The sequence below is a fragment of the Klebsiella sp. CN_Kp104 genome (genome assembly GCF_040064515.1).
GTDB lineage: Bacteria > Pseudomonadota > Gammaproteobacteria > Enterobacterales > Enterobacteriaceae > Klebsiella > Klebsiella aerogenes.
Genome location: NZ_JBEAII010000004.1, coordinates 159863 through 174750 on the forward strand (window position 1 = coordinate 159863; position 14888 = coordinate 174750).

Genomic DNA, 14888 nt, shown 5'->3' on the forward strand with positions numbered 1-14888 from the left:
GCTTCGGCGGGTTTACGTTAGGCCTCGTTGGCCATCTGGTCGTATTGACCGCACTTCGTAGAGCAATAGGTTCTTTCCCGTGGCGCCAGTTGCGAACCGTGAATGATGAGGATGGTCATTTTTACTTCCTTGCCTTCCTCAATCGGCTTGCGGCAATAAGCGCATTTCTTCTGCATAACTCCCCCTACATTTGCGCCGTAAATGCGGCTGGGTTTTCTGCTAATACTCCCTTTAGCTGTTAACAGTTTTCTTCAACTCCCTGCTCAACAGCTGCTTTCTTACAATCCGACTCGCTGTCATATACACCGAGAAGAACGTCCTGATTTCCGCCAGTCAGCATGCCGACAGTGAGAACCAGTGCGAACATCGTGTTCATGAAGGGTCACCTTTTTGTGTGAGCATGTAACACACCCGACGAATGAATGCTGAAAGAGGGCTTAACCGAATAGCCTGCTGACGAGCGGGTTTACGTGCAAAATCGACCATTGATATAACTCCCACAGTGCGCTGATTAGCGCCGTCCAGATGAAGAGCCCGATAACTGCCGAAATGATCAGGACTCTGATGCCTTGCTTACTCATTTCAACCTCTGCCTTGTCGCCGGCCAGCGGAACGTTGCTACCTACTGCGCATTGATAATTCCACCTCATCCCGGCATTCGTATGCTCCGGGCAGCTACTTCGTGGGCGTCCTGCCTTGGTGGGTTGTTGCTGGAGTTAATTAAACACAATGTTTATTGTCGTGTCAACATTATGAGTAATTATACATAAACAAAAAGTTTATAGTGAGGGGCTGGTTAGTGCAGGGAGTATGTTTACGGGTCTATTATTTGGTTATAAAAACCTCTATGAGGGCTAATAGTATGGGTTATGAGAATGAGTGTTTTGTGGAGATGCACCCGCAAATAGCGCAGGTTATCGGGAGCGCGGTTATGCAGCTACTGGTTGAGAAGCAATAGCCGTCAAGAGAGGCGCTGATAGAGATGATTCAGGTGCTGTGGCAGGGTGAGCAGGTAGATCTGGCACTGGATGTGCTGATGCAGAGGAAAGAGTAAGGCAATAAAAACCCGGCTCGGAGGCCGGGTCAGTAAAAAAACTTAAGCGGGTAAGTAGAGATACGATTGTGGCGGTTTAATGTTTCCGCCTAAGTCAGAGATGGGGAGAGGCTCCTGATAGCGTTCGACTTCACCGATCTTTATAGCGTATGCCTTGTCTCTGCCCGAGTAGTAACTATCAAAAAACTGTTTTGATATACCAGCATATTTTTTCGTTTCTTTCCATAAAGACTCTGGCTCTCCGGAAAGGATAGTTTCTATTTGGAACTGACCAACGACTTTACCAAGAGGCATTGTGGCATAGATTACAACAATGCTGATCTCTTGATTTTTGAAAATACCTTTTCGAAACTCAAATCGTTTAGTCCCGTCCAAAATTTTTTCTGCGAATTCTGGCTTAATGGATAATAAAACTTTCATTTATACGACCTAACTCTATGATCTTAAAAAACTGCTCATCAGTAAGTTGAAAATGACTCCATCTAAATCCACGAGCACCGTTTAAACCGACCTGATCAATCAGACTAGCACGATTTGGACGTTTAGGTAAAGATATGTTATAGGAAAAGCGTATAACATAGGGATAACGCTTATCTTTGTAAAAAACTCTGAGTTCCTCTTCAGAGAATACACTAAAGCGAAGGCAGTATTCGACAAAGCTATCTTCATTTCGAAAATCATCAATGGTTTTTACTGACTCGACGACACAAACAGTGGATGCGACTGCACGGTAGTGCGCTGGGCCTTGTCCATCTCCTGTGCGATAGATAACGATAATATCGCCCCTGTTCATGCGGGTAACTGTTGGCATCCCACAAATGTATATTTTATGTATGCTGTTTGCATGCGAGATGTCTTTAACAATATCTGGTGATTCGTTAATAAGTTTGGAGTCAGGGAATAGTCTTGTATGATATTCTGGATATATAGCAAGAAGATATTTATTTACTTTCGCTGTTAATATTCTGGGATAATCCAACAGGATATCACCGTAGACATCATGCAAGGAGCGAGCATATACATACTCTTTTCCATTATGCGTTTCTTTTTCACCATGAACATAAAAACCATAGGTTTGGAAGAGTTTTATTAGGTGGGCATGTTTATCAAACACTGTGACGTATATGTCATCAGAACCAGATGAAAAAGCATGGTCAAAGGCTTTTTTTAAGAAACGCTGACCCCTAAGTGTTCCTTTTGACTCGAACTTAAATGTACCTATCTTTAAATGACGACCATGAGGCAATTTGGGGCATATGTCGTCGGCATCATCATTTTCCTTAAGGTACATGAATCCTTCAATTTTGTGATTTTCATCGTAGAGTATGTAGGCGGATTCATTAGCGTCGGCTTTTTTCTTGAGCCAATCGGGGAACTCTTTGTAATCACTCTTCAATGAATCAAAAAATGGGTCGTTATGATCAAATTGAGAGAAACTGTCATACCTTAAGCTATCCATGTGCCCTCACTTATAATCGAAAATCTCACATTATATTAATGTCCGTAAATCATTCAGATGTTTACAGTTCATTCACCGTCGCCCTTAATCCTTCGCCCCATGTACTTGGCATACAGCTCATCGAGCTCTTTAAGCCGCAGAGATACGATCCGCAGCATGTTCTGCTGCTCTTCTTCGTTGGGGAGTTGGTTATAGAGTTCCAGCAACCGTTTCTCGTCCGGGCGTAAACCATCATTTGCATCGACGTCCTGACCTAAAACCCACTCAAGGCTTACACCAAGAGCATCAGCGAGCTTTATGGCAGAGCTCTTTCCGATCGCTCCCCGCACAAACCAGTTGTTAACCGATTGCGAACTTACACCACAAATTCTCGCTATATCCGCTTTGGATATGCGCTTCATCTCAATTATTTCATTGAGCCTCTGGACCTGTGGGTTGTCGGACTGGTGCGTATTTTTTCTCATATATCACGATTTTAAACTAAATGTTTACCACCTCAACATTCATAAAGTTGACATTAAAATAAACATAATGTTTAATTTTATCTGTAACTTTAACGGAGTGGTTTATGAACGCATTAGAAAAAGCCATACAGAGCGCTGGTGACGCAACGAAGCTAGCAGAAAAACTGGACGTCTCATCTATGACAATTAGCCATTGGAAGCATCGCCATGGGGGAGCCGTTCCTCAGTCTCGGGTTTTTCAAATCTTCCGGGTAACCGGCGTTACCCCACATGAACTTCGCCCAGACCTTTACCCAAATCCAAACGACGGTTTGTCTTCACAAGAGCTGGCGGGATGATCATGCAAACACTTTCCTTACAACAAAATACCGGATTCAACCCCGGCGCTCTGATAAAGCGAAATCAGGCGAAAGTGGAAGATCACGACGGCATTCGTTCTGCCGTTCGCGCTTGGGCTGCAACTGAAGGTCAGGATGTTGTTTCGGCATACATCATCGATGAGTGGCGCCAGCAGGGGGGGGAAGAAATTGAATTTCCCGCGGACATCAGCCGCGCCCGCCAGAAGCTTTTCCGTTACCTGGATAACGAGGTCGATTCTGAAAAGTATCGCGCGAATGTGCGTCTTCTGACGCCAGCCATTATGGCCGTCCTCCCGTTGGAATACCGCCACCGCCTGTTGCCTGAAAACAATTTCATGTCCCGACTGGCTCGGCTGGAGAAAGAGACCAGCGAAGCGAAGGTTGCTGTTGCTATGGGAGCACCACGCCATCAGAAGCTGAAAGAGCTGAGTGAGGGCATTGTCGAGATGTTCCGGGTTGACCCAGAGCTAACGGGGCCGCTAATGACAATCGTCACCTCAATGCTCGGCACGTTGTAGCTGGAGGTTTACGTGAACCATATCGAATTCATTGAGAAAAACGTCCGCGAAGAGCTTATCCGGCAGGGATTTACCCAGTCAGTGGCTCAGGGGGGGCATTTCAGGCTGTCGATATGTACAAGCGCATGTCACAGGCCAGTCGTAAGGGAGGCATTTTTGATGATGTTATGCGCCACGCCAGGCTGTGGGCTGAGAAGCAAACCAGTGCTGCAGAAAAGCGAGAAGCAAAGAAATCAATCCGTAAGGGGAATAACCAGGTTGGGTTGTTCTGAGTGGGTGAAGACTGTTGTGCGCCAACACAGCCAGTCTTCGGGGTGTGAAAAAAGGACTCTTAGTTCACGGAGTGAGTATGTCAAATACCGCTGAAGTTATCAATTTTCCGATTAAAACCGAGCGTTCGGGAGGTCAAATGGCCGACCTGGCTAACGGGTATACCAAGATTGCAAACGAGATACAGAAGCTCAAGCCACGTCTGCGGATGTCTGGTCGTGAGTGGCAGTGTCTTGAGGCTGTTATCTGGCTTACCTATGGATGGAACAAGAAGCAGGACCGAGTAACTAACACGGTGATTGCTGAGCTTACAGACCTCGGAGAGTCGCATATTTCCGACACAATCAAATCTCTCGCGGAACGGAAAATTATCTTCGCTCATAAGCAGGGAGTGATGAAAATTGTCGGTATAAATACTGAGCTGTCTGAGTGGATTTTAGACAAACCGAAAACGGGAAAACTCTTCCCGGAATCGGGAAGAGTGTTACCGAAAACGGGAAAACCTTTCCCGGAAACGGGAGACACCCAATACAAGAACAAGAACAATAGTAAAAGATCTTCTTCGTCTCGGAATTCTAAAGAATCCCGAAACGAGGAAACTTTGAAGTTTCTCTCTCGTCATCCAGAAGCGTCCGATGGGATTTATACCCCTGCGGGAAAATCCTGGGGAACAGCTGACGACCTCAAAGCCGCGCGATGGATTTTCGATAAAGCCCTCACAGTGAATGCCTCACTCTCAGAACCGAACTGGGTTGAATGGGCAAACACCATCCGTCTGATGCGCATGCAGGACAAGCGCAGTCATTACGAAATCTGCGAATTGTTCAAGTGGGCCAACGAAGACAGCTTCTGGCAGAACAACATTCTGAGCCCCACCAGCCTGCGAAAACAGTGGGATAAGCTCACGACTAAACGTCAGCGCAACCCAAACCCACTACACGCGAAATCCTGTGCAGCTGCGCTGGACAATACCGACTGGATCAAGGGGGTACTTGAATGAAATCTCTCGCAGAAAGCATGCATAACTTTGACCGGAAGAACTTCCAGCGTATCGCCGCCGGCATGCCTGAAATGCAGGATGCGCATAGCTTTGCACATCAGGCGACTAAAACGGCTGAGATATTCAACGAACTGTTTCGCCAACTGCTCGCCGTATTCCCGGCACTGGCCAGCAAGTCTGCAGAAGACCTCAACGAGATGCGCCGGCAATGGCTTCTTGCGTTCAAAGAGAGCGGGATCACCACCATGGAGCAGATTAACGCCGGAATGCGTGTTGCCCGCAAACAGGAAAAACCGTTTATGCCGTCGCCGGGACAGTTCGTCGCCTGGTGCCGTTCAGAACAGGCTGTTTCTGCTGGACTGCCAGATGCGAATGAACTGGTTGATATGGTCTACCAGTATTGCCGAACTCGCGGACAGTACCCCGACGCAGAGTCATATCCTTGGCCTGAGCACAAAGTCATCCCGGCCACGCTGAAGCACAAAGCCTGCTACTGGATGGTCACGGGACTGTACACCGATATGCGCGCAAATGGCCTCAGCGATTCAGAACTGCGTCGTAAAGCATCGGATGAACTGTTGCGTATGGTTCGTCGCTTGAACGCCGGAGAAACGATTCCAGAACCGATTAAGCAGATCCCAAAACTCGGCGGACGTCCGCTAAGCAACGAGCAGGGGTTAAACAAAATTGCTGAGATTCGCGCGAAGTTCGGTTTGGGAAGAGGGCGCAATCATGGCTAAAGCATTTTCAACTGCTGAGCGCCGGGAGTATGTCCGCGCAGTGATTCGTATCACGAAACATCAGGGGCGCCTGACGACCAGCGATGCAATGAAAAAACTGGGGTTAAGCCGCGATACCGTCCTGAAGTATTTCCGCGAGGCGGAAGCCACTGGAGAAGTCGTTCGTCATGGCCGATCCGGTTTATTCCGCGATCAGCGCGCCATCATCGATTTTGACATGAAACGATTTGGTCTGGTGCCGAAAGCAGTTGTTGGGATGAATTACAGCCTGTTGGGGAGTCCGGTATTCCAACGGGTCCTGGATGTTCAGGAGGCCATTTATTCCAGCAGGCCATGCCCTTCGTACCGGGAGGGCATATGACAATTTTGAAAACTCATACCGGGATCGTAATAACCAAAGACGGTCCGAAACGGAAAAAGCTGCACGCAACGGAAAGGATGTGGGTAGTCAGCAAAAACGAGTTTTACCACAAAGAAACCGGGCGCCGTCATTTTGCTGAGAATACGCGCCGCCGGTTGTTGTTGGAAACGATTGAGGCGATAGGTGGTTCACATGACTGAGCACGTCGAAAAATACACAAACAAGGCAATAGAAATCATCGCTGACTATATCCAGCGCACTAACAAGAAAAACGAGCAGTTGCAGGAAGCGAAGGTGCGCTTGGATAAAAAAATCGCTCTGTTCGCAGACGATGAGAACTGCAACACAAACAGGCTGATGGCCGTATTTTTACCAGCAATGACCAGCCATACCCGAGATGGCTTTTTCGAAGAGATAGCCAGAGCCTTAGATAGGCTAGAGTCGGTGTGAAACAAACCACCGTATGGCGGGGAGGATGTTATAAACTATCAAGGAATGGTCGTCATGATACTCAACCTTTCCCTTCTAAATTCCAGCTAGTACAAGGCTTAGTTTAATACTAATTGAAATATTACAATGCCGTTCAGAGAGTCGCATACTGCGAAAGTCCATAATCGATACAGGTATTGAACGGAGAAGAATTGATGACTGACAACGTTCTGACTGATGAAGAATTGAATGCTATCATCGCAAAATTACAAGCACACTATGCAACAATGTCTGAATTTGGCTTGAAGAAGAAACCGAAGAGGCTAGTCAGTTACTAAGGGGGTTACGTGAATTGAGGCAGCACAGACTATTGGCTTTGCTGTGATCATTTGTATAGCGTAATAAGAGAGCATCAGTTTCCCTGCTATGAAGATGAGTATTTCTTAGGTTCAGGGCTCTTTCAAAGTTAGCAAATGCTCTTTTTTGCTGTATATTAATATAAAAATGGAAGTAAGTGAGCGAATTTTTATAACTCGATAGCATATGGAGATAGTGATGAAGAAAAAGATTGGAAACATATTACCTGTATTGCTGGCAGCGGTATTCATCGCCTCATGTAGCGCTCATGCTAAAAACGGAGAGCTCAGTTTCAGTGCAGGGGATGAAACCTTCACATTGAAAAAAGATTGTATTGATGATGTTTCATTTAAAGATGCATCCTCTCCCAGCGTTTTTATAAAAGTCAAAAAGAGTGAAGTCTGCTCTCAAAAATTCGACAAGCTTATCTCTGATAATATAGGAAAAAATCTAGTCGTCACTTTCAATAGTCAGGCTCTCCTAAATGCTAAAATTGCATCACAGATAAAAACAGAAGACGGATTTAATCTTTCCGTACCTAATAAAGATACGGCTCATAGTATTTATGGGTTTTATGAATAACATAAATGGGCACCTTGTAAAAGGCGCCCTGTATTTACTAGTTAATATTGAATGCTAATATTTTGCCCGATCGTATGGCTCTTAAAACGAATACGATCAGTTCCTGCACCATTATTATCTGTTACTTGATATGAACCAGGGCCTAAAGTATTAATCGTAACCATACCATTTGTGCCGGCATACTCAATTTGTATAGAAAAAGTTGATGGAGCTTCAGACACAGTATCAAAATTGATTGTATATACGTCAACACCAACATGCGAAGCTAAATCAACCCATGGACCCCAAGTGAGCGGAGGTGCCCATGCTTGTGTGGAGGCGCCATGATTCTGACCACCGGGTGTTCCACGAGCTTTAGAACGATTAGCGAAAGCAAATAATTGATGAAAACTATCGAAACTGATGGATAAACCATCGGTAAGAATTAAGCGCGGCTGTTGATTATGATACTTTTTCGCTAAAACAGTAATACGTTCTTCAACCTGCCCGATGGGGATATAGTTCGTTACTAATCGATATCCATTGGCAGGTGTACCATTTTCCACTACGACTTTGGTGTCAACTGGTAATGAATCAACGTCTGGTCTGATTTCACTTTTCTTCCTTTCAGAGATATCTACTGGCCACCCGTCTGGGGTAATAGCGACTGGGAAATTGACTCCTCCTTTAATGTGACCAGTCACAGGTACGTGTGGGGCATTCGAACCACCTGGAATAGATAAGTCTTGTCCAAAACTGGGTGATGCAGTGCCTGTTACAACCATGGTTTCATCAGCCATGATAATTCCTCTTTGACGTTTAAAGTTGTAAATAAAATACTGTATAAATAACCAGCATTTCTACTGTATTGTTGTTGATAATCATTGTCAACAAGTCTGGAGTTTTTTTTAGGTTGGAACAGTCATTAGCCTGTTATGCGCATCATTCAGACATTTGACCTTAAGGTTGAACAATATTATTTTTGAGTGTACTGTTTGTATATACAGTGTTTTGGGGGTGTTAATGTACACCGAACTGAAAATGAATAAGTGGATAAAGTCATCTACAGTTGCGGAACTGGCGTTATGTGAGTACGTCTGCAGGTCACTCAGGGAGGGAACGTGACGATTTGTTTTGAAACTCCTAATGATCAGGCTTGGTACGATGTAGTAAGGCGGACTGATGGGGTCGTTATATGTAGCTTTCCTTCAACGGGAAGGCATCTCGTTTATAGGTCCGATGGTATTATCTCCATGCGCCCATTATTGCCAGAAGAAGAAATATTTACCTTAAATGGATTTATGAGGTTTGCTGAACGACTCGGCTATCGTGTTATTCCACCTTCTGATAATATGAAATCAACGGCCTGAACAACCGTTACCTACTGCGCCACGGAGAGAAACCATGGCGCAATTGCACTTAATAAAACATTCTCAAGGCATCCTGATCCCCGCAACGCCGGAGACCAGCGATTTTCTACAATCAAAATGCAAACTCGGCGCCGTCCTGGAGGCCGAATATAGACTTGTCCGCAATCCGGCGTTTCACCGCCGATATTTCGCATTACTCAATCTGGGCTTTGAATACTGGGAGCCTACCGGCGGTGCAATCTCTTCGAACGAGCGCAGGCTGATTCTCGGTTATTCCAAATTCCTTGCATCCCATGGCGGCAATGAATCGGTATTCCAGGATATCGCCGAGCAGTATCTTGACCGCGTCGCAGAAAAACGAGCCGGAAGCATCAGCATCTGCAAATCCTTTGACGCCTATCGCTCATGGGTAATCGTCGAAGCTGGCCATTACGATGCGCTTCAGCTGCCGGATGGCACTCTGAAAAAGCATCCCCGTAGCATTTCCTTCGCCAGTATGGACGAAACCGAATTCCACCAGCTTTACCAGGCATCATTAGATGTGCTCTGGCGGTGGATTCTGTCCCAAAAATTCGCCAGTCGTGAAGCTGCTGAAAATGCAGCGTCTCAATTGCTCAGCTTTGCGGGGTGAGGCGATGAAATATTCATGGTTTCACCATCACGACTGCACAACCCAGCAGGCCGATGAACTGATGGATAAGTACCGCAAACGCGGGGTAAAGGTCGAACGTAGTTTAAACCAAGATTTTACGACCTGGACCGTCAGCGTTGAGCTGGTGGAAGACAGGAATCCACCGCGGCCTGATTCCCGCTGGCGCAACCGGATGTGGGGGTGAACATGGCAAAGAGACCCCAACGACGCTGCAAAATATGTCGGGTGAAATTCACTCCTGCATTCGAAAATCATCGCTGGTGCTGTCCTGAGCATGGCGCTGAATTTGCCATGCTGGAACTTGAGAAGAAACGCGAAAAGCAGGCTCAGGCGAAAGCGAAGAAAGAGCGCGCCGAATGGCGCAAACGCAAAGCCGCGGTGAAACCTCTCAGACACTGGGAGGATATGACCCAGCGTGTCGTTAACGACTATATCCGCGAACGAGACTACGACTTGCCTTGCATCAGTTGCGGCACGTTTGACACGGTTCAGTGGGAAGCTGGTCATTACCGTTCCCGCGGTAAAGCATCGCACCTGCGCTACCACGAGGACAACATTCACAAGCAGTGCCATCACTGCAACGTGAATTTGTCAGGAAACCAGCAGCAGTGCCGCATTGGTCTGGTAGAGAAAATCGGCGCTGAGCGCGTCGAGGCGCTGGAAAACAACAACACCCCTCACCGATACACCATCGAAGAACTGGAAGGCATCAGGCGCCATTACAGCGCACTACGCCGTGCGCTAATAAAACAACGGGAGGCCGCATGAGCCGTGACGTTATCGAACGTATCCGCGAACGCTGGCAAAAGCTCCGCCTTTTCCGGTGCCGCGGAACAGTAATGACCGATTATCGCATTTTGAAAAACTTTGTCCGCATTTATCAGTCTCTTGGAGAAATAGCATGAACCTCGAAAATACAGTGAAATACCACTTCGCGAAGTCCACTATGATTAGCGATTCTCCACGAGTGACGACATCAGACTCATTAACCGGCACTGACATTATGGCTGCAATGGGCATGACACAGGAACGTGCTGCTATGGGGTATAGCGCTTTTCTGGGCAAGATGGGCATTAGCAACAATGATCGAGAACGAGCTATCGGTCTATTAGCTGAATATGCGCTGACAAAATGCGATAAAGTTGCCGCGCTGCGCAAGCTCGCGACGAACGTAAAACCTCAGGTTATTCAGATCCTCGCAACGTTCGCCTTTGAGGACTATTCGCGAAGCGCTTCCAGCAAAAAAAAATGTGACTGCTGCTGCGGTTCCGGATTCATCGACGTAGAGGTCTTCACCAACAAAGTATCGTATCCGGACGGCAAACCGCCGAAGTGGGTCAAAGTTACAAAGGGGATCTATCCATCATACTGGGAGGAGGTGAAGTCGGTTCGGGAGCAGGTCCGGGTGCTTTGCCAAAAGTGCAAGGGAAAAGGGACTGTTAGCGCTGCCTGTAACGACTGCCACGGTCGGGGGAAGGTAGTGAACCAGGATGAGACGGAGAAGCAGGGAGTGCCTGTCATGGGCAACTGCAAGCGCTGTGGTGGTCGTGGGTATGAGCGAATCCTCTCCACTGCTGTGCACAGTGCCATTTGCCAGGTAACGGATGCCATCACCCTGGATACATGGAAGAAGACGGTTAAACCATTTTTTGACGAACTGATCACTAAATTCGATATAGAAGAGGCATGGGCGGAGGGACAGCTCAAACAAATAACGCGCTGAGATATTTACTTTTCCCGAATTCGTGTTAATTTGTTCTAACGATGGGCATTGTCTGTTCACCGTTGATCAACCCGCCAGCGAGCGGGTTTTTTTATGGACATAAATTACCATTGCCATTCGCATGTGTATAATTCCCTGCTTTGCATCAGGCGATATTATGAGAAAGATTATTTTCCCAGCATTGTTTTTAGTGGCTTCCGCGCATGCCACTAACCAGCCAACGATGATGGTTTTCAAATGCTCTCCAGAACATTCTAAAAACAACACTATTGTTACTTGGCAAGATGTGAAGAAACAAGATGGCTGGCATCGTTATGCTAGCTGGAAAGATAAGGAGGGAGAGCATTATGGCATTGAGCTGTATTTCAATGGTTCATCGCCTAATAAGGATGGACAGATTGAGGATATATATGTGTTTGGCAATATGGATAGCCAGAAAAAAATATCAGGACCCGCAATCTCTATGATTCTCAATAAAAAGGCAAAGTTGCTAACTTACAGTATTACGAACGACTTGGTAGGGTCGGACGTGCACAACCCTCTGGAGAAAGGGACGTGCACCTTAAGCGATAAAGGTTAAATCTACTATCGAGCCACATCAGTATAACAACTTCATTAAAGCTGCCTTTTGGCGGCTTTTTTTATATCAGGCTCACGGGAATCATCTGCGACGAGCTTGGTTGATAAATCAGCCCAACGGTCCTGACCCTTTCAAACACACACAGCACCCCGTTTTTTCGGAGGTGATATGGCTAAACGTATGCAAGATAAAGAAAGCATTGCCGGAGTCTCATGGCTGATTGTCCTTGCTCTGTCATGCTGGGGCGGTCTTGTCCGATACCTGATTGACGTTAAGCAAAACAAAGCTACCTGGAGCTGGATTAACGCTCTCGCGCAAATCGTGGTTTCAGGATTCACCGGTGTCATCGGTGGGCTTGTCAGCATAGAAGGCGGCCTAAGTATTTACATGATTCTGGCCACTGCCGGTATCAGTGGGACTATGGGTTCTGTAGCGCTCACGTATTTCTGGGAGCGAATCACCGGAGTGAGAGCACAATGACAGCAGACAAGATTATCGAGGGTATCCTCGGCAAAGAGGGTGGTTATGTCGATCACCCCTCTGATAAAGGCGGCCCTACTCGCTGGGGTATCACGCAGAACACAGCGCGTGCATACGGTTACAAAGGCGATATGAAAGAGCTCCCTCGGGAAACTGCGAAAGAAATCTATATGCAGCAGTATTGGCTGGAGCCCAAATTTGACAAGATCGCCGAATTGTCACCATCAATCGCAGAAGAGTTATGCGATACCGGCGTCAACATGGGGCCGCGTGTTTCCACAACGTTCCTTCAGCGTTGGCTGACGGCACTGAACCAACGCGGCAAACTATATCCCGACCTGAAACCGGATGGCGTCATTGGGAACATCACGATCGCCGCGCTGCGCAGTTACCTAGCCGTACGGGGTAGCGCAGGGGTCACGGTGATACAGAAAGGGTTGAACTGCAGTCAGGGCGCACGGTATCTCGAACTTGCGGAAGCGCGGGAAGCCAATGAAGAATTTCTCTTCGGGTGGGTGAAGGAGAGAGTAAACCTATGAAGCTAATTATCTTCTTTCTGCTTGCGCTGGTGGTTGTTTTAACGTTGTTGCTGTTAAGAAAGTATACCCGGATTGAGTTTGTGGGACATGCTCGCCTGTTACTTAGAACTTGGTCTGTTCGTCTGGGGACTGCTGGCGCGCTGGTCGGTGTATGGGCGCAGTCATTCCCGGATGCCGCGCTTCATGCTTGGGCAATGCTGCCGCCGGATATCAAAAACATCCTTCCGCCAAATATCGTTGCACTAATTAGCCCTGCGCTGGTAGTGCTGGCGGTGCTCTCACAATATGTACGGCAGCCGGCATTGAAAGATAAGGCCGACAAACAGAAGGAGCCGAAGCAATGAGTTTTGAAATTATTGCTGAGCTGGTGGTCCTTATCCTGGGTGCTATCGCTGGTGCATTCGGTATTGGCCATGCTCGCGGTACCAGCAAGGCAGAAGCCAAATCAGCACAAACGCGTACTGAAGAGAAAGCCGCTGCTAGCGTCGCCGCGTCTGAACGGAAAGAGGAAGCCACAAGAGAGGCCTGCAATGTACAGCAGACAGTTAGCCATATGCCTGATGACGATGTTGATCGGGAGCTGCGCGAAAAGTTTACCCGCCCCGGTGGTGGTTGATACGGCCTGCAACTGGGTACGAATCATCTACCTGACCGACCACGATATCAATGTGCTGGATAAGCAGACCAAGCGCGACATTCTGGCGCACAACAAATCAGTGCTGGCCAATTGCTCGCAAATTACAGAGAAGGGTGCTAAGTAATACAGAGAAGGTCTAACTTATTGATATATATACTGCCACATTAGTAAAAATCTGAAAGCGAGACAATAGAGCGGTAAACAATGAAAAGTTTGTATCTAATTCATGGGCGCTAATGCACTATTGATTTTTAAATTCCTTCAATCTAAGAAGCTGCCCATGACGAAAAATTCACTTCCTAAACTTCCCCACGATTATCGTTACGGAGACGAACACTCAATCCAGCCTCATTCTGATGGGGAATATTTTGCGCCACAGGGGTGTGTTATCAAGTCTGTTGATCTTTCTAACGGAATGGTTATCTATGTTCCTATCCAGCGCTACATTGAGCATTTAAATATATGGGTCACTGTCTAAGGAACCCTCGAGTAATTTGTTAGCAACCCACTTGGTTGGAGCGAATTGATCATTGGTATCAAAAGAACAGCATATACATCTTTTGTTCTGGTTCAATGTTCTGGATAGTAGTGAATAATTAATATAAAGGGCTTTTTCAGTAATTAAATGATATCGATAGCCAAAATGAAGCTATCATCTCGTAACTACTGCCAGCTAACACCGAAATGGCAGAGGTCAGTTATTAAGCAGAAAAGTCTCACCCGGGTGGCTCCTTAGAGATTTTAGTTTTCTAACTGGTATTAACCAAAGGTCGCATCTTTATGCGGCCTTTTTTATTGTGCGCAACAAGTATCCTGTAGGTAACCGCTCTGCTTGTATACGTGGCAAGGATAAATGCGAATGTATCACAGAGGCCATTCTCAGAGTGACCTCGATAATGCCCCACATCGCACAGAGGTAAGACATGTCAGAGATCACCGCATCCGAACAAATCCGCCTAGATATCATCAAGAAAGTTAACTACGACACTGCCGCGGCTAAGCTGGCCATTGATTGGGTTGGCGATAGCTATCTCAAAGCAGAGCTCTTTGCAGACTCTTTCGATCGTGTTTACACGGAAAGTGAGATTGTCTCGAAAACCCGAAAGGCGATTCAGGAAGCAACCGAAGCGCTGGCACTGTTTGATACAGTCACGGAGCAGTCCAGTTAAGTCGTTACAGCAGGCATTCTATGAGTGCATGTGATAATGACGATTTGTGGTGTACTTGTTAATCGTCAAAGAAGCAGGAGATAGAACGCAACTATCACGATGGCTACCCTACAGAGAGAGGCACACCCGAGCCAATATGTACACCACAACCCACACAGGCCACAGG

General features: G+C 46.9%; 27 protein-coding genes and 1 pseudogene. 22 read left to right on the forward strand and 6 right to left on the reverse strand.

Annotation, left to right across the window (positions count from 1 at the left end; translation table 11 throughout):
* Positions 1–17: 17 nt before the first annotated feature.
* Together ABLU80_RS07780 and ABLU80_RS07785 are read right to left on the reverse strand one after the other, a co-directional pair.
* A complete protein-coding gene (locus ABLU80_RS07780) occupies positions 18–176 on the reverse strand; it encodes a YdaE family protein (RefSeq protein WP_045419483.1) in 159 nt (52 codons plus the stop codon).
* A 62-nt stretch (positions 177–238) separates the two neighbouring features.
* Complete coding sequence (locus tag ABLU80_RS07785) at positions 239–376, reverse strand: DUF1482 family protein (RefSeq protein ID WP_064569313.1); 138 nt, start codon at positions 374–376, stop codon at positions 239–241.
* 486 nt (positions 377–862) lie between these two features.
* Here ABLU80_RS07785 and ABLU80_RS07790 point away from each other — a divergent pair.
* Positions 863–1054 (forward strand): annotated as a pseudogene (locus tag ABLU80_RS07790) (hypothetical protein).
* Between the two features lie 42 nt (positions 1055–1096).
* On the opposite strand, the gene ABLU80_RS07795 reads toward ABLU80_RS07790, so the two are convergent.
* From ABLU80_RS07795 to ABLU80_RS07805, 3 genes are all read right to left on the reverse strand, one after another.
* Positions 1097–1474, reverse strand: a complete 378-nt coding sequence (locus ABLU80_RS07795; RefSeq protein ID WP_023286273.1) for an ASCH domain-containing protein — start codon at positions 1472–1474, stop codon at positions 1097–1099.
* A complete protein-coding gene (locus ABLU80_RS07800) occupies positions 1452–2513 on the reverse strand; it encodes a hypothetical protein (RefSeq protein ID WP_058675495.1) in 1062 nt (353 codons plus the stop codon). The genes ABLU80_RS07795 and ABLU80_RS07800 overlap by 23 nt, the downstream gene beginning before the upstream one ends.
* Before the next feature lie 68 nt (positions 2514–2581).
* A complete protein-coding gene (locus ABLU80_RS07805) occupies positions 2582–2977 on the reverse strand; it encodes a helix-turn-helix transcriptional regulator (protein ID WP_004190707.1) in 396 nt (131 codons plus the stop codon).
* 104 nt (positions 2978–3081) lie between these two features.
* Between ABLU80_RS07805 and ABLU80_RS07810 the strand changes: the two genes are divergently transcribed.
* The 8 genes from ABLU80_RS07810 (at position 3082) to ABLU80_RS07845 (ending at position 7593) form a co-directional block, all read left to right on the forward strand.
* Positions 3082–3315 carry a Cro/CI family transcriptional regulator gene (locus ABLU80_RS07810; protein WP_058675494.1) on the forward strand — a complete coding sequence of 78 codons (234 nt, stop codon included), beginning with the start codon at positions 3082–3084 and terminating at the stop codon, positions 3313–3315.
* A 2-nt stretch (positions 3316–3317) separates the two neighbouring features.
* Complete coding sequence (locus ABLU80_RS07815) at positions 3318–3854, forward strand: toxin YdaT domain-containing protein (protein ID WP_348849878.1); 537 nt, start codon at positions 3318–3320, stop codon at positions 3852–3854.
* A gap of 349 nt (positions 3855–4203) precedes the next feature.
* Positions 4204–5124: a replication protein gene (locus tag ABLU80_RS07820; protein WP_348849879.1), complete on the forward strand. Its 921-nt coding sequence runs from the start codon at positions 4204–4206 to the stop codon at positions 5122–5124.
* A complete protein-coding gene (locus tag ABLU80_RS07825) occupies positions 5121–5864 on the forward strand; it encodes a replication protein P (RefSeq protein ID WP_058675491.1) in 744 nt (247 codons plus the stop codon). The genes ABLU80_RS07820 and ABLU80_RS07825 overlap by 4 nt, the downstream gene beginning before the upstream one ends.
* Positions 5857–6225 carry a DUF977 family protein gene (locus tag ABLU80_RS07830; protein WP_058675490.1) on the forward strand — a complete coding sequence of 123 codons (369 nt, stop codon included), beginning with the start codon at positions 5857–5859 and terminating at the stop codon, positions 6223–6225. Before ABLU80_RS07825 ends, ABLU80_RS07830 begins: the two co-directional genes overlap by 8 nt.
* Positions 6222–6425 (forward strand): hypothetical protein, encoded by a 204-nt coding sequence (locus ABLU80_RS07835; RefSeq protein ID WP_192464256.1) that lies wholly within the window; start codon positions 6222–6224, stop codon positions 6423–6425. The genes ABLU80_RS07830 and ABLU80_RS07835 overlap by 4 nt, the downstream gene beginning before the upstream one ends.
* A complete protein-coding gene (locus ABLU80_RS07840; protein WP_048228856.1) occupies positions 6418–6675 on the forward strand; it encodes a hypothetical protein in 258 nt (85 codons plus the stop codon). The genes ABLU80_RS07835 and ABLU80_RS07840 overlap by 8 nt, the downstream gene beginning before the upstream one ends.
* Before the next feature lie 534 nt (positions 6676–7209).
* On the forward strand, positions 7210–7593 hold the full coding sequence (locus ABLU80_RS07845) for a hypothetical protein (protein WP_058675488.1): 384 nt from the start codon (positions 7210–7212) through the stop codon (positions 7591–7593).
* Between the two features lie 41 nt (positions 7594–7634).
* Here the strand turns inward: ABLU80_RS07845 and ABLU80_RS07850 are convergent, their stop codons facing one another.
* Entirely contained in the window at positions 7635–8372 is a 738-nt protein-coding gene (locus ABLU80_RS07850; RefSeq protein ID WP_072205590.1) for a colicin Z C-terminal domain-related protein, read from the reverse strand.
* Between the two features lie 321 nt (positions 8373–8693).
* Between ABLU80_RS07850 and ABLU80_RS07855 the strand changes: the two genes are divergently transcribed.
* From ABLU80_RS07855 to ABLU80_RS07915, 13 genes are all read left to right on the forward strand, one after another.
* On the forward strand, positions 8694–8942 hold the full coding sequence (locus ABLU80_RS07855) for a hypothetical protein (RefSeq protein WP_072060198.1): 249 nt from the start codon (positions 8694–8696) through the stop codon (positions 8940–8942).
* 34 nt (positions 8943–8976) lie between these two features.
* Positions 8977–9573, forward strand: coding sequence for a DUF1367 family protein (locus ABLU80_RS07860; RefSeq protein ID WP_047053475.1), 597 nt, complete (start codon positions 8977–8979; stop codon positions 9571–9573).
* A gap of 4 nt (positions 9574–9577) precedes the next feature.
* Positions 9578–9778: a hypothetical protein gene (locus ABLU80_RS07865; protein WP_047053474.1), complete on the forward strand. Its 201-nt coding sequence runs from the start codon at positions 9578–9580 to the stop codon at positions 9776–9778.
* Positions 9779–9780: 2 nt separating this feature from the next.
* A complete protein-coding gene (locus tag ABLU80_RS07870) occupies positions 9781–10362 on the forward strand; it encodes a recombination protein NinG (RefSeq protein ID WP_047053472.1) in 582 nt (193 codons plus the stop codon).
* A complete protein-coding gene (locus tag ABLU80_RS07875) occupies positions 10359–10499 on the forward strand; it encodes a YlcG family protein (RefSeq protein WP_072205588.1) in 141 nt (46 codons plus the stop codon). The genes ABLU80_RS07870 and ABLU80_RS07875 overlap by 4 nt, the downstream gene beginning before the upstream one ends.
* On the forward strand, positions 10496–11317 hold the full coding sequence (locus ABLU80_RS07880; RefSeq protein WP_348849880.1) for an antitermination protein: 822 nt from the start codon (positions 10496–10498) through the stop codon (positions 11315–11317). Before ABLU80_RS07875 ends, ABLU80_RS07880 begins: the two co-directional genes overlap by 4 nt.
* A 157-nt stretch (positions 11318–11474) precedes the next feature.
* Positions 11475–11897 carry a hypothetical protein gene (locus ABLU80_RS07885; protein ID WP_047053468.1) on the forward strand — a complete coding sequence of 141 codons (423 nt, stop codon included), beginning with the start codon at positions 11475–11477 and terminating at the stop codon, positions 11895–11897.
* A gap of 180 nt (positions 11898–12077) precedes the next feature.
* Positions 12078–12377 carry a phage holin family protein gene (locus tag ABLU80_RS07890; protein ID WP_058675830.1) on the forward strand — a complete coding sequence of 100 codons (300 nt, stop codon included), beginning with the start codon at positions 12078–12080 and terminating at the stop codon, positions 12375–12377.
* Positions 12374–12916: a glycosyl hydrolase 108 family protein gene (locus ABLU80_RS07895; protein WP_058675829.1), complete on the forward strand. Its 543-nt coding sequence runs from the start codon at positions 12374–12376 to the stop codon at positions 12914–12916. Before ABLU80_RS07890 ends, ABLU80_RS07895 begins: the two co-directional genes overlap by 4 nt.
* Positions 12913–13260: a hypothetical protein gene (locus tag ABLU80_RS07900; RefSeq protein WP_047077968.1), complete on the forward strand. Its 348-nt coding sequence runs from the start codon at positions 12913–12915 to the stop codon at positions 13258–13260. The genes ABLU80_RS07895 and ABLU80_RS07900 overlap by 4 nt, the downstream gene beginning before the upstream one ends.
* A complete protein-coding gene (locus tag ABLU80_RS07905) occupies positions 13257–13532 on the forward strand; it encodes a hypothetical protein (RefSeq protein ID WP_047053462.1) in 276 nt (91 codons plus the stop codon). The genes ABLU80_RS07900 and ABLU80_RS07905 overlap by 4 nt, the downstream gene beginning before the upstream one ends.
* Entirely contained in the window at positions 13483–13677 is a 195-nt protein-coding gene (locus ABLU80_RS07910) for a hypothetical protein (protein ID WP_047053461.1), read from the forward strand. The genes ABLU80_RS07905 and ABLU80_RS07910 overlap by 50 nt, the downstream gene beginning before the upstream one ends.
* Before the next feature lie 799 nt (positions 13678–14476).
* Entirely contained in the window at positions 14477–14722 is a 246-nt protein-coding gene (locus ABLU80_RS07915) for a DUF2560 family protein (RefSeq protein WP_047053459.1), read from the forward strand.
* Positions 14723–14888 lie beyond the last annotated feature (166 nt).